At 48.6% G+C, this 13,354-nt stretch carries 8 protein-coding genes; 6 read left to right on the forward strand and 2 right to left on the reverse strand.

All coding sequences use genetic code 11. The features are described from left to right. Positions 1-85 precede the first annotated feature (85 nt). Positions 86-4,981 carry an NAD-glutamate dehydrogenase gene (locus tag D0C16_RS06530; RefSeq protein WP_151031568.1) on the reverse strand — a complete coding sequence of 1,632 codons (4,896 nt, stop codon included), beginning with the start codon at positions 4,979-4,981 and terminating at the stop codon, positions 86-88. Between the two features lie 189 nt (positions 4,982-5,170). On the opposite strand from D0C16_RS06530, the gene D0C16_RS06535 reads away from it, so the two are divergent. From D0C16_RS06535 to D0C16_RS06560, 6 genes are read left to right on the forward strand one after another with little or no spacing between them, the layout of a single operon-like run. Then, positions 5,171-6,130, forward strand: coding sequence for a MoxR family ATPase (locus D0C16_RS06535; RefSeq protein ID WP_151031569.1), 960 nt, complete (start codon positions 5,171-5,173; stop codon positions 6,128-6,130). Positions 6,131-6,163: 33 nt separating this feature from the next. Beyond that, a complete protein-coding gene (locus D0C16_RS06540; protein WP_151031570.1) occupies positions 6,164-7,117 on the forward strand; it encodes a DUF58 domain-containing protein in 954 nt (317 codons plus the stop codon). A gap of 24 nt (positions 7,118-7,141) precedes the next feature. Continuing rightward, the gene (locus D0C16_RS06545; RefSeq protein ID WP_151031571.1) at positions 7,142-7,696 is read left to right on the forward strand and encodes a DUF4381 domain-containing protein; all 555 of its coding nucleotides are present in this window, start codon (positions 7,142-7,144) and stop codon (positions 7,694-7,696) included. Continuing rightward, positions 7,689-8,708 carry a VWA domain-containing protein gene (locus D0C16_RS06550; protein ID WP_151031572.1) on the forward strand — a complete coding sequence of 340 codons (1,020 nt, stop codon included), beginning with the start codon at positions 7,689-7,691 and terminating at the stop codon, positions 8,706-8,708. The genes D0C16_RS06545 and D0C16_RS06550 overlap by 8 nt, the downstream gene beginning before the upstream one ends. Further along, positions 8,708-10,693, forward strand: coding sequence for a VWA domain-containing protein (locus tag D0C16_RS06555; protein WP_151031573.1), 1,986 nt, complete (start codon positions 8,708-8,710; stop codon positions 10,691-10,693). Before D0C16_RS06550 ends, D0C16_RS06555 begins: the two co-directional genes overlap by 1 nt. 2 nt (positions 10,694-10,695) lie before the next feature. After that, complete coding sequence (locus D0C16_RS06560) at positions 10,696-12,447, forward strand: BatD family protein (RefSeq protein ID WP_151031574.1); 1,752 nt, start codon at positions 10,696-10,698, stop codon at positions 12,445-12,447. Between the two features lie 100 nt (positions 12,448-12,547). Here D0C16_RS06560 and D0C16_RS06565 read toward each other — a convergent pair whose 3' ends face one another. Beyond that, a complete protein-coding gene (locus D0C16_RS06565; RefSeq protein ID WP_151031575.1) occupies positions 12,548-13,351 on the reverse strand; it encodes a nitrate- and nitrite sensing domain-containing protein in 804 nt (267 codons plus the stop codon). Between the last annotated feature and the right edge of the window lie 3 nt (positions 13,352-13,354).

The raw sequence follows: 13,354 nt of genomic DNA on the forward strand, positions 1-13,354 counted from the left end.
CGGCGCTGTTTATTGAATATTCAACAGGCATACCATGCTACGAACTATCTATTATCCTAGTCGAAACTTGTGTACCAGCAAGTCACTACTCAATGGGACATGAATCCAGACCCTCACAATGTTGGCTAGCTTGTGCAAGATCCAATAAATCGCGTAGCGCCACAGCGATCATCGCAAAGTCAGTTCCGCTAGCTGCTTGTAATTCATTGACCATGGATTTCCAGCGAACAATCAGCAATTTGTGCTGCCCGCTCCAGCGCTGAATAAGTTCATCCAATGCGAGCTGATCGTCCTTAAATCGAATTAGCGAAACACTAAGACTGCGCAATTGCGATTCCAGATCTCCCAGGTAGGTTTCGCGCGCCATGGCTTGCCAGAAATTATCTACCGGCAGATTCGAAATTTGATTCGCAAACCAGGGCAAACTCAAATAATTGCCTAACGCAAAGTACATTTGCGCCAATTGATTGATATCCTGATTTGCAAGCCGTGCCGCTTCCACCACACTCAAGCCAGAATATAAATCGGCCGGATGTGCGACCCGCTTTACCAACTCATCAGGCAACCCAAGCGTACGCAATTTTTGCGATGCAGTTTCCCACTCAGTTAGTGCATCACCCGTTAATAGCTGCGGTAAGTTTTCGTTAATATGACGCATTCCTGGTGCAAACAATTCAACTTCGCTCGCGGGGCTCAAATAGCTGCGCCGATTGCGCAAAAACCAGCGCGTCGCCCTGCGAATTTTACGCATCATATCGTTGATTAATTGCAGCTGTAGTTCACCGGGAATTCGCGCTGCGTCATCCAAAGCGCCGAGGAATGCCGGCATGGAATAAATATCCCGCGCTATCACATAAGCCTTGGCAACATCGGCGGCACTCGCGCCCGTGGATTCCATTAACCGCTGAGCAAAGCTGATGCCCATGGTGTTCACCATATCGTTGGCGATCTGCGTCGCGACAATTTCGCGCCGCAAACGGTGGTTGCGTAATGCGAGAGGGAATAATTGTGCAATTTTGTGGGGAAAGGCCGTTTCTATAAAGCTAACCATGTATTCGTCGTCAACCAGATCCGAATTAGTTAAGTCCTCTTTCAACACCGCCTTGGCATAAGAAATTAAAATCGCCAACTCAGGCCTGGTTAAGCCTTTATTATGGGTTTGACGCTCTAGTAACACATCATCGTTAGGCAAAAATTCGAGTTTGCGATCCAATCTTCCAGATGCTTGCAAGCCATTCATAAAGCGGCGGTATTCAGCGCTGCGCTTTAATGCTTCCGATTGCGCCACGCTTATTGCCTGGGTTTGACGCAAGTTATTATGCAACACCAACTGGGCCACATTGTCGGTCATATCCAATAACAATTGATTGCGTTGCTTTTGGGTGAGATCGCCATTGGCTACTATTTCATTGAGTAATATCTTGGCATTAACTTCATGATCCGAACAATCAACCCCACCGGCGTTATCAATAAAATCCGTGTTACATGCGCCGCCATTTAAACAGTATTCAATACGGCCACGCTGGGTCATTCCTAAATTGCCGCCTTCACCAAATACTTTGCAGCGCAACTCATTGCCGCTAACACGCAGGCCATCGTTCGCCTTATCGCCCACGTCAGCATGCGTCTCAGTGCTCGCTTTCACATAAGTGCCAATGCCACCGTTCCAGATTAAATCCACCGGCGATTTCAATAACTCATTGATTAATTCCGTGGGCGTTAAACTGCCCGCGTCCAACGCAAACCGGGTGCGCATCTGCGGCGAAATCACAATCGATTTTGCGCTGCGGTTAAATACCCCACCACCTTCACTGATCAGGGATTTTTCATAATCGTCCCAAGTGGATTTAGGCAATGTAAACAACCGCTGCCGTTCGACAAAACTGGCCGCCGTATCGGGGTTTGGATCAATAAAAATATGCTGATGATTGAACGCCGCCACCAATTGAATCGCACTGGATAACAACATACCGTTGCCGAATACGTCACCGGCCATATCGCCAATACCCAGCACGGAAATCGACTGAGTTTGCACATCGATATCTTTTTCACGAAAGTGACGCTGCACAGAAATCCATGCACCGCGCGCGGTAATCCCCATACCTTTATGGTCATAGCCTTGGCTGCCGCCGGAAGCAAATGCATCGCCCAACCAATGGTTGTATTCAGCGGAAATCGCATTGGCAATATCTGAAAAACTGGCTGTACCTTTATCGGCTGCTACTACCAAATAGGGATCATCATCGTCATAGCGTACTACTTTTTCCGGCGCACAAATGCGACCGTCAATCAGGTTATCGGTTAAATCCAACAGGCCGCGAATAAATAATTGGTAACACGCAATCCCCTCCGCCTGCTGTTGTTCACGCGCAACGTTCGCCGGCATTTTTTTACAAACAAAACCACCCTTGGCACCACTGGGAACAATCACCGCATTTTTTACTTGTTGGGCTTTAACCAAGCCCAACACTTCGGTGCGGTAATCCTGTAAACGATCTGACCAACGCAGGCCTCCGCGTGCGACTTTACTGGTACGTAAATGTACGCCTTCCATACGCGGCGAGTAGACAAAAATCTCAAACAAGGGGCGCGGCGCAGGGATTTCGCTCAACTGGCGCGGCGAAAATTTTATTGAAAGATAAGGCTTGGGCAGGCCTTCTTCATCAACTTGATAAAAATTGGTGCGCAAGGTGTTATCAATTAACGCAAGGAAACGGCGAATAATACGATCATCATTTAAATTTGCTACCGCATCCAGGCGCTGCAAAATATCGGTGTGCAAGGTCGCAATGCGCGTTGAGGTGGAATCATCAACCAACGCCGGATCAAACTTGAGTGAAAATAACTCCACCAATTTATGCGTTAATGCAGCTTGATTAGTCAGTGCAACGGCCATGTAGCTCGCACTGAATGGGAACAGGGTTTGGTGCATATAACCAGCGTACGCGCGCAACATAACCACTTGTCGCCAATGCAAACCGGCAGTAGTAATCAGCGCGTTAAATGAATCACTATCGGCGTTGCCATTCCAGATGGCCGCAAAGGCACTCATAAACTGGTTTTTAATCGCGTGTAAATCAATACTACTGGAAAACTGGTGCGCTAATTTAAAATCATGCAACCACACAACTGTGCCGGATTGCGCACGAATATCGAATGCACTTTCACTCACCACGCGAAAGCCCAGATTTTCCAATACCGGAATAACATCGGACAGCGCGAGGGTGTGCTGGCGATGAAAAATTTTAAATTGCACCACGGTGGCCGGTTCATTCGTGAGCGAATGATAAACACTCAGGGCAATCGATTGCCGCTCGGATAACTCCGCGATGGAATGAATATCTTGTACCGCGGTACGCGCGTCATATTGCTCCTGATAGGCTGAAGAAAAGGCATCGCGATAATCACGCAATAACTGATTGCTAATTTCTTCCCCGTGCGCTTCTAATAGTGCTGTGTGTAAGTAGTCCTCCCAGGAGCGGGTAATGTTCACTATGCCTGCTTGCAAGGTATTCACATCTATCGCGCTTGGCATAGAACTATCAACGCGAAACACGAGATACACCCGCGCTAGAATTGACTCAGAAAAATAGGTGGTAAATTCACATTCATGCGAGCCTATAGCATCACCGATCAACTGCTGAATCTGCAAACGCACCTTGGTAGAAAAATAATCGCGCGGCACATAGACAATAAAATTGATGAATTTTCCGAAGGGATCACGCCGCATAAACAAGCGCACCATGGAGCGCTCATTGATACGCGCCGCGCCCATTAGTGTTTCAAACAATTCAGTACTATTACTGAGAAATAATTCGTTACGCGGAAAAGTTTCCAGCAATTGGCGGAAATTTTTACCATCGTGACTGGATTCATCCAACCCCGTTCTACTGAACAGATGGGCAACCTTGGTGGAGATTAACGGAATTTCCCCGGTGCCCATTAAATAAACACCAGACGTGTAAAGCCCGAGGAAACGCGCCTCACCAATCACTTCACCATCGGTATTAAAACGTTTGATGATGACGTAATCGGAATACGCATAACGGTGTACGCGCGCGCGACGGGAGGATTTGGAAAACGCAATTACCTGCGGCACCAGATGCAAACGCGCCATCCCCTCATTAAACAATTCCACTGCGAGCTGCGGCGCCGGGTTGCTGCGCAACGCAAACACACCAAGACGCTGCTCCGGTAATTCGCAGAGCGTTTTTTTTCCCTCGATGTTACGAAATTCATATTCGGAATAGCCAAGGAAGGTAAAGTTATCTTCCGTTAACCAATGCAAGAAGGCTTTAGTTTCTTGAATCGCTGCGGCTGCCGGTGCGTGGACAGCGTGGGTGAGGTTTTGCTCCGTCGCGAGAGCGGCAGCGCGCATAGGTTGGTAGTCAGCCACCACGCATTCCACTTCGCGCAAAATACTGCGCAAACTGGCACTGATCGCCGCCAACTCGTGTGGATTGGAATGAGCGCCAATTTCCATCACTATCAGCGCCTCCTTGCATCCGGGTTGCGCGGAGTTTAACTGATTACCTTTATCGCCATTACCCAGTTCGACTAGCTGGTGCTTGTCATTGCGCACCAGCGTCAACACCGTGCTTTTTATGGCGTAAATCGCAATATTGCGCCGGTTTAATTCAATGCGAATCGAATCTACTAAAAACGGCATATCCGTTTGCAGAACCACCAATACCGTGTGCGGGCATACCCAGGAGTCTTCCGCGAGGGATGGATTAAAAAGGCGCAGCTTGGGCTCCTGGCCGTCGTACTGCTGAATAAATTGCCACCATTGGTAAACGCTGCCAAACACATCACTCAAGCGCCGTCCGATGAGTTCATCCAGCGGATAATGATTAAAGTAGCGTCGCGCTAGCCCCTGTACCAACTCCAATTCCGCCGCAGGTAATTTTTGCGCGGCGTAGCGGTAAAATTCGTCCAAAAATTCAGCGAGCTTATGCTGGCTAACCAAGGGGCTATTCATGGCCTGAACTCCGGGTGCGGGAAAATCCGTATTCTTTAAGCCTAGCCGAAAATTTCCTGTAAACAGTTGAAATTACAAGGAACTGCCACCAAATTGGGCAGTCTATCCAGCGCGCGCAACTCATAGACAGGGCTAGCGCAACTGAGCAATCAACACGACCACTCAATAAAAAGAGGAAGACAGCGAACCATGCAGGCCTACCAAGACATTCAATCGCTTAATACCTGGCTCAACGACCAAATTATCGGCCAGGAGCATTTGATCCAGCGTCTGCTCATCGCTCTGCTTGCCGACGGCCACTTGCTCGTAGAAGGAGCGCCCGGTCTGGCCAAAACCAAGGCTATTAAAACCCTGTCGCAAGCCATTGAAGGTAACTTCCACCGGATTCAGTTCACCCCGGATTTACTGCCGTCAGATGTAACAGGTACTGACATTTATCGCCCCGAACAAAACCGCTTTGAATTCCAACCCGGCCCGATTTTCCATAACCTGGTGCTGGCCGACGAAATCAACCGCGCGCCGGCCAAAGTGCAATCCGCCCTGCTGGAAGCCATGGCCGAGCGTCAAGTGAGCGTGGGTAGCAAGACGTATCCCCTACCCGGTTTGTTTATGGTAATGGCAACCCAGAACCCGATTGAACAAGAAGGTACTTATCCCTTACCGGAAGCTCAACTCGACCGCTTCTTGCTGCATGTTATTGTGGATTACCCCAGCATTGATGCAGAGCGCAAAATTCTGCAACTCGCGCGCAATGAAGCCGCCGCGATTAGTGCAACACAACCCAAGGTGATTAGTCAGGCCACTATTGATGCGGCCCGCAAGGAAATTCTCGCCATTCACATGGCGGAATCCGTAGAGGATTACATTGTTCATTTGATTAATGCGACCCGCCGTCCCGGCCAATATTCAGAAGAATTGGACGAATTGATTGAGTACGGCGCAAGTCCGCGCGCAACTATTGCGTTGGATCGCTGCGCGCGCGCCCATGCATGGTTGAATGGTCGCGATTTTGTCAGCCCAGATGACGTACAAGCCGTAGCCCATGATGTGCTCCGCCACCGGTTGATCTTAAGTTTCGAAGCGGAAGCGACCGGCACAACACCGAATCACGCCATTGATAAATTATTAGCGGCAGTTCCTCTTAGCTAATTTGATTGACGCTAAAGTCACGAGTAAATAGCCATGAGTGAATTGCAACAAGATTTGAATCCGCGCGGCGCTTATACTGAATTAAGTGCACTACTGCGCTGCCGTTTTGCGGCACAGGATTTAAAACTCTTCGCCCATCAACCTGCACGTAGTTTGTTATCCGGCGGTGAGCGCACGCGTTTTCGCGGACGCGGAATGGATTTTGAAGAAGTGCGCCTCTATCAACCAGGCGATGATATTCGCTCTATTGATTGGCGAGTCACTGCACGCACGCAGGTTGCCCACACCAAAATTTTTCGCGAAGAGCGCGAGCGGCCGGTGTTTATGCTGGTGGACCAGCGCTCATCATTATTTTTTGGCAGCCAGCGCTGTTTTAAATCCGTGCTCGCTGCACACATCGCCGCACTGTTGAGTTGGGCCGCACTCGCCAATGGCGATCGGTTGGGTGCATTGGTGTTTGGTGATTACGATCAACGCGATGTGCGCCCGCGCCGGAGTAAACACGCGGTATTAGAACTGCTCCATCAATTGCAGGATTACAATCACCGCTTGAATTCGCCCATAGCACCGCAAGCAATCGGTAATCAACCGGCAAACGAACTGCACCGGATGCTCGCTGATGCACGTCGTATTGCCAAGCCAGGGTGCGCACTGTTTATTATCAGCGATTTTCAAGATATGAACCCAGCGTGCGAGCAACAATTGTTTGAGCTGGCCCGCCATACGGATGTCACACTTATTCACCTTTACGACCCACTGGAACGACAACTAATTAGCAACAGCCCCCTGACTATTAGCAATGGTCGCGAGCGGCTGCAATTGGCGACTAATGAAAAAATGTTCCAGCAGGCGTTCAAAAATCAATTCGATCAACAACTCAATACTCTCGTCCAGCTTTGCAAGCGCTTGCGCATTCCTTTACTGAGTTACGCCACGAGCGATGACATTCAAGAGGGATTACGCAAAGCATTTGGGCGCAAAAAATAAATCGAATCCGGTGCACTTAAATTTATGCAACCTACTCCATCACCACTCGATCAACTCGCTGATATTCATTTGCCCGATACAGTAAGCTGGTGGCCGTTAGCTCCAGGCTGGTGGGCACTGCTGGCCCTGTTGGTTATTGCAGTTATCGCCTTTTTTGTTTGGCGCCATAAAACCAGACAAAATAGTTATCGCCTACACGCGCAACAGCAGTTAGACAAAATTTATGCAAGCTATCAACACGATGAAAATGCGGCGACCTTATTGCATGAAGTGAGCGTACTGTTGCGCCGCACCGCATTAACCGCCTACCCCAACTCGTTCAGTGCCAGCATTAAAGGTCAGGCTTGGCTGGATTGGCTGGATAGCGTCTGCCCTATTGACACAAAACATCCGCAACGTCGATTTAACTCACCCTGCGGAGAACAATTGTTGACTGCCAGTTATCAAAAAAAACCCTCGGTGGATGCAACGGCACTGTACAACCTTTGCGGCTATTGGTTAGCGCAGCATCGCAACCAACATCAAAAATTGCCGCTGACTAAAACAACGGCGAGTACTGCGGAGGCCAACCATGTTTGAAATGCAATGGCCGTTATTATTGTTGCTTGCTCCGCTGCCGCTCGCGATGAGATTTGTCGCCCCTAAAAAACGGGTTGAGGCCGCACTGCGTGTGCCTTTCTATCAACATGCCAGCCAGTTAGAAAAATTGAATCGCTTGAGTGTTGGTAAACGCCCGGCGAAATTATTTGCGCTCTGGGCGATGTGGTTGAGTTGCGTGATCGCGGCAACTAATCCGCAATGGGTAGGTGAACCTATGAGCATGCCGTCCAGCGGGCGCGATTTATTAATGGCCGTAGATATTTCCGGGAGTATGGAACAAACCGACATGGCACTGAACGGCCAACGTATTACGCGCTTAATGGCCGTTAAAAAAGTCATTGGCGACTTTGTTACCCGTCGCAATAGTGATCGACTGGGTTTAATTTTATTTGGCGCCCAAGCCTATTTGCAGGCACCGCTAACCTACGATCGGCAAACCGTTAATGAATTATTGCAAGAAGCGCAAATTGGATTTGCCGGCCGTGAAACCGCTATCGGTGATGCCATTGCGCTGGCCGTAAAACGTTTACGCGATCGCCCCGATAGCAGCCGTGTACTGGTCTTACTCACTGATGGAGCGAACACTGCCGGCGTGTTGGCACCGGATAAAGCGACCGAGCTTGCACAAAAAGCCAATATTAAAATCTACACCATTGCGTTTGGTGCTGAGTCTATGGAAGTGCCCGGCCTGTTTGGCTCGCGCACAGTGAATCCGTCACGCGATCTGGATGAACCCACCATGATTGCAATCGCCGAAAAAACCGGCGGCAAATATTTCCGTGCACGTAATTTGGAGGAATTGGACAACATTCACCGTGAACTGGATCAATTGGAACCGATTGAAATAGAAGCAGAAACCTTTCGCCCGGTAGAGACATTATTTTATTGGCCGCTGGCATTTGCATTCCTGTTGAGTATGGCAATGGCCGGTCTGCACCTTTGGCAAGGGCGCAGCACACCGTTAACAACAACCGGGGTGGAGGCAAGATAATGAGCACTCTGGATTTATTTCATTTTTTACGCCCCTGGTGGCTGCTAGCATTAGTGCCCGCTGTCGTGCTCGCCCTTACGCTCTGGTATCAAAAACACCGCGCTCGTCAGTGGCAGCAAATAGTAGCGCCCGAATTACTCAAGTATTTGCTCGACGGACAAACTACGCGCATCAACCCTTTCTATTTACTTGTATTACTGGTGAGCTGGGTAATTGCCTGTCTCGCTATGGCTGGCCCCAGTTGGGAAAAGCGCCCGGTTGCGGTAGAAAAAAATCAACAGGCGCTGGTGATAATGCTCGATCTCTCACCGTCTATGACGAGTGAAGATTTAAAACCTTCGCGATTAGTGCGAGCACGCTTGAAGCTGATCGACTTCTTGCGCGAACGTAAAGATGGCCAAACAGCCCTGCTGGTTTACGCCGGCGATGTGCATGTGGTGACACCACTGACCGACGACGTGGAAACCATCATCAATATTATTCCCGCACTCCACCCGAACGTAATGCCGGCAGAAGGTAGCAATACCGAAGCGGCGGTAGAGCGCGGTCTAAAACTATTAAAAGATGCTGGCATTCCCCAAGGCGATTTGCTGTTAATGACTGACGGTGTCATCGCCGATGCGCAATACAGCATTATTGAGACCATGAAGCAGAACGGCCAATACCGTTTATCTGTGATGGGAGTTGGCGGCACAGAACCCACGCCAATCCCGAGCAGCAAAGGTGGTTTTGTTCGCGATGGCAAACGCGGTATCGTTACCACCCAATTAAATGTCAGCGAATTGCAAACGCTTGCGAACCAGACGCGCGGCCGCTATCGCACCCTTAGCAACAACAGCAGTGATATTGATTATTTAATGAATTTGCCTGCGCCCGAAAAACAAGAAACCCAAAAAGTGGATCGCGAGTTTGATAGCTGGTACGACCGGGGTCATTGGTTAGTAATTCTGTTATTACCCGTTGTACTCTACTGTTTCCGTCGCGGAGTGTTGTTAAGTCTATTACTGATTCCACTCGCGGGCTTGTCACCCACGAAAAGCTACGCCTTGGGATGGGATGATTTATGGAAAAACAAAAACCAGCAAGCTTATGACCAGTTGCAACAAGAACAGGCAACCGAAGCTGCGCAGAATTTTGAAGACCCTGAATGGAAAGCCAGCGCCCAGTATCGCGCCGGTGATTATGCTGAAGCAGCTAAAAATTTTTCCCAATTCGATACTGCCAATGCTCATTACAACCGTGGTAATGCGCTCGCCAAGGCAGGAAAGTTGCCCGAGGCGATCAAAGCTTACGATGAGGCGTTAAAACAACAACCAGACTTGGAAGATGCGAAAAATAACCGCCAATTGGTTGAAGACGCTATAAAACAGCAGCAACAGAAACAAGATCAGCAAAACCAGGATCAAAAGCAAGACAAGAATTCTGATCAACAAAACAAACAAGACCAACAACAGGATCAGAAAAACCAACAGGATCAATCCCAGCAAAATCAGGATAAACAACAGAATCAGGATTCGCAAAATCAAAAAAATAGTGATCAGAACGATCAGCAACAAAGCGAGCAAGATCAATCACAGCAAGACCAGCAGAAGGAACAACAAAAGCAAGACATGAAAAACCAAGCGCAGAAGGATCAGCAACAAGAACAACAAAACAACGAGCAACCGTCCGACAAACAGCAACAAAACGCAAACCAGCCAAAAGACGAACAACAAAAGGACGATGAGAAAAAGCAGGCTGCGCAGCCTGCTGAAGAAGATAAAGAGCAACCAGCAGAACAGCAGGACGCGCAGGCAGCGACGCCAGCCGATGACGGCCTGACGGATGAAGAACGCCAGGCAATGGAGCAATGGCTAAGGCGTGTTCCGGATGATCCGGGTGGTTTACTACGCAACAAATTCAACTACGAACATTACAAACGCAATCAGGAAATGTTAAACGGCGAATGGTCCGCCCCTGAAAATGGCGCGGAGGGTCGGTGGTAATTATGAAACCTACAAATTCAACAATTAAAAACTGGTTAAGTCGCGCAGTCGGCTTCCTATTAATGGTAACCGGACTAAACGTGTTTGCAGGCAACCTCACTGCCAGTGTGGACCGCGACGCGTTGGGGTTGGAAGAAACCTTTACCCTGGTGCTGCGTTACGACGAACAGATCAATGCAACCCCGGATTATGAATTGCTGCAAAAAGATTTTGACATTCTCAATACCCAAAGCGGCACGCAAATGAGCATTATTAACGGCAACATGGAAGCGTCTACCGAGTGGAAAATTGCGCTGGCCCCCAAACGTATCGGCAAATTATTAATACCCTCGTTCAAAATTGATGGCGCTGTGAGCGATGCGATTGAAATCACTGTGGAAGGAAAAAGCCGCAAACCCAAAGATGGGCAAAACGATGTTAGCGTGGAAATCGAAACCAATGCTGATACTGTTTATGTACAACAGCAAGTCATTGTGACTCTACGCCTTTACACCACCGTAGGCTTATCTGGTGTTGATTTGCAACCACTGCAAGTAAAAGACGCATTAGTTGTGCAATTAGATGAAAAACAATACCAGACTAAAATTAATAATCGCCCCGGCGCGGTCGTGGAAACCCGCTACGCAATTTTCCCGCAACAGAGCGGCGAATTACTTATTCCCAGCATGTTATATCAAGTCTCCGTCAATAACGGCTCACGCGATATTTGGGACAGGTTTTACGGAAACGGCCAGAGCAATGTATTGCGCCTGCGCACGGAAGAACAAAAAGTGAATGTGTTACCAACCCCTGCCTCCGCCAATGGCGCCCCCTGGATGCCAGCCAACAAAGTGGAACTGGAAGAACATTGGAGCGCAAGCACCGATTCGCTCAAAGTGGGAGAACCCATCACTCGCACAATTACCATTAAGGCCGAGGGCTTAACTGCCGGGCAAATTAATCCACTGGAAGTAAATAGTATTGATGGTATTACCTTCTACAAAGACCAAGCCCAAAACGACGACCAAAAGTCACCGAATGGAGTCGTAGGTTCACGCATTGAAACTATCGCCATAGTGCCAACCAAAGAAGGGACATTCACCTTGCCCCAAACCGAAGTGCGTTGGTGGAACAACCATAGTCAAATGATGGAAACTGCCTATTTGAATGCCGTTACATTAAAAGTTGGCAGCGGTGCCATGAGCCAGAACAATCTCAATTCGACAACAAACCCGCTACCTGAGGATGCGAACCAAGAGCCAACCGGCGTAGCAATAAATACAGATGCAAGTAGCGCACAACCAGAGGTTCAAGTTATTAATAAAACACCCTGGTGGCTTTATGTCACCAACCTGATATCGCTAGCCGTTGCTTTGTATTTTGCAATGAAGTTTTGGCAATACAAACGTGTTCATGAAGTCAGCCAGCGTCATCGCCAACAAACTTCTCACGCGCAAGTTGAAACAGAAGCGGCAGCCTGGAATCAGGTAAAACGACAGCTTGCTGAAAAATCACTTACCGGTTTACGGAAAGCAGTGATTGATTGGGCAAGAATCCATTGGAAAGCGGCAGATATCACTAGCCTGCAAGCAATCGAGAAGCACGCCCAGCTGGCAGAGCTTAGCGATGAACTGCGTAAACTGGATGAAGCTATTTTCGGCAATCAAGATGTTGCACCGGACCTGGACAAGCTGTTGCAGCTCCTGGCCAATTTGCGTCGTGACCGGCAAAAATATGCGACCCACCAAGCCGCTTTAAAGCCACTTTATCCATAATTAAGCACACGCTCTATTAAAGACTGATAAAAAGACGCCGGCAAATGCCGGCGTCTTTTTATCAGTCTTGGATTTAGTTGTGCGTATTGCAGGAAAAGTATTAATTCCGGTAATACTGCAAGCGGTCAATTTGACGATCAAACTGCTCCAGCACATGCTCAATACAGCGGGTTGCCAATCGGAAATATTCACTCGCATCTATACTGGGTTTATCGACAATTAATTGCGATTCAATGCAGCGGAGTAAGTAGTGAATTTCCACCCGTGATTTCTCCGGCCAGGATGCATCAACACTCGACGCAATTTTATTGCGCAGATGGTTCAACTGAATACGTAACACGCTGGAACACTCCCCTTTAGCGGCAACACCCGTACCCAAAGCACGCGCTTGACCGATGTATTCGGCAATCGATAAGAGATATCGCCAATCGGTATCCATTGCATCACCTGTCAGCTTCGACAAATGGTGCGCATCGGCCACGTCATCGATTAAATAAAGCAAATTTGCGATAAGAATATTGTGCTGCTTAAAATTTTTATCTGCATCTCCCTGCAAATAACCCATTCCCAGTCGTGTCCAATGGTCCACTAAGCTTGACCATTTGACATTTTCCGCCATCCAGTCACCCGTGGTCTCTACATCTTCCATCATGCGTTTGATGCGTACATTCAAACCTTCAATATCCGGCTTGGCCGCGTGATTACCATTAATAAAACCAGTAGTGAGTCCGCGGTGTTGCTGCACGTAGGTTAATAAACTGCGCAGCAGTTTGATGTACTCAATCCCTCGACTAAATAACAAGGTTGCCTGACGTTTCTTGCGGCGTAAAGACACCATCAAAAAAATCAAAAACCCCACCGGAAAAGCCAATAAAATTATCATTAGAGAAACAGGAGTTTCCATGGT

Source organism: Cellvibrio sp. KY-GH-1, assembly GCF_008806975.1.
GTDB lineage: Bacteria > Pseudomonadota > Gammaproteobacteria > Pseudomonadales > Cellvibrionaceae > Cellvibrio.

Bases quoted from the DNA above. Each gene is read 5' to 3' on its own strand.
- D0C16_RS06550 (WP_151031572.1), top strand. From the start codon at position 7,689: ATGTTTGAAATGCAATGGCCGTTATTATTGTTGCTTGCTCCGCTGCCG.
- D0C16_RS06555 (WP_151031573.1), top strand. From the start codon at position 8,708: ATGAGCACTCTGGATTTATTTCATTTTTTACGCCCCTGGTGGCTGCTA.
- D0C16_RS06545 (WP_151031571.1), top strand. From the start codon at position 7,142: ATGCAACCTACTCCATCACCACTCGATCAACTCGCTGATATTCATTTG.
- D0C16_RS06565 (WP_151031575.1), bottom strand. From the start codon at position 13,351: ATGGAAACTCCTGTTTCTCTAATGATAATTTTATTGGCTTTTCCGGTG.
- D0C16_RS06560 (WP_151031574.1), top strand. From the start codon at position 10,696: ATGAAACCTACAAATTCAACAATTAAAAACTGGTTAAGTCGCGCAGTC.
- D0C16_RS06530 (WP_151031568.1), bottom strand. From the start codon at position 4,981: ATGAATAGCCCCTTGGTTAGCCAGCATAAGCTCGCTGAATTTTTGGAC.
- D0C16_RS06540 (WP_151031570.1), top strand. From the start codon at position 6,164: ATGAGTGAATTGCAACAAGATTTGAATCCGCGCGGCGCTTATACTGAA.
- D0C16_RS06535 (WP_151031569.1), top strand. From the start codon at position 5,171: ATGCAGGCCTACCAAGACATTCAATCGCTTAATACCTGGCTCAACGAC.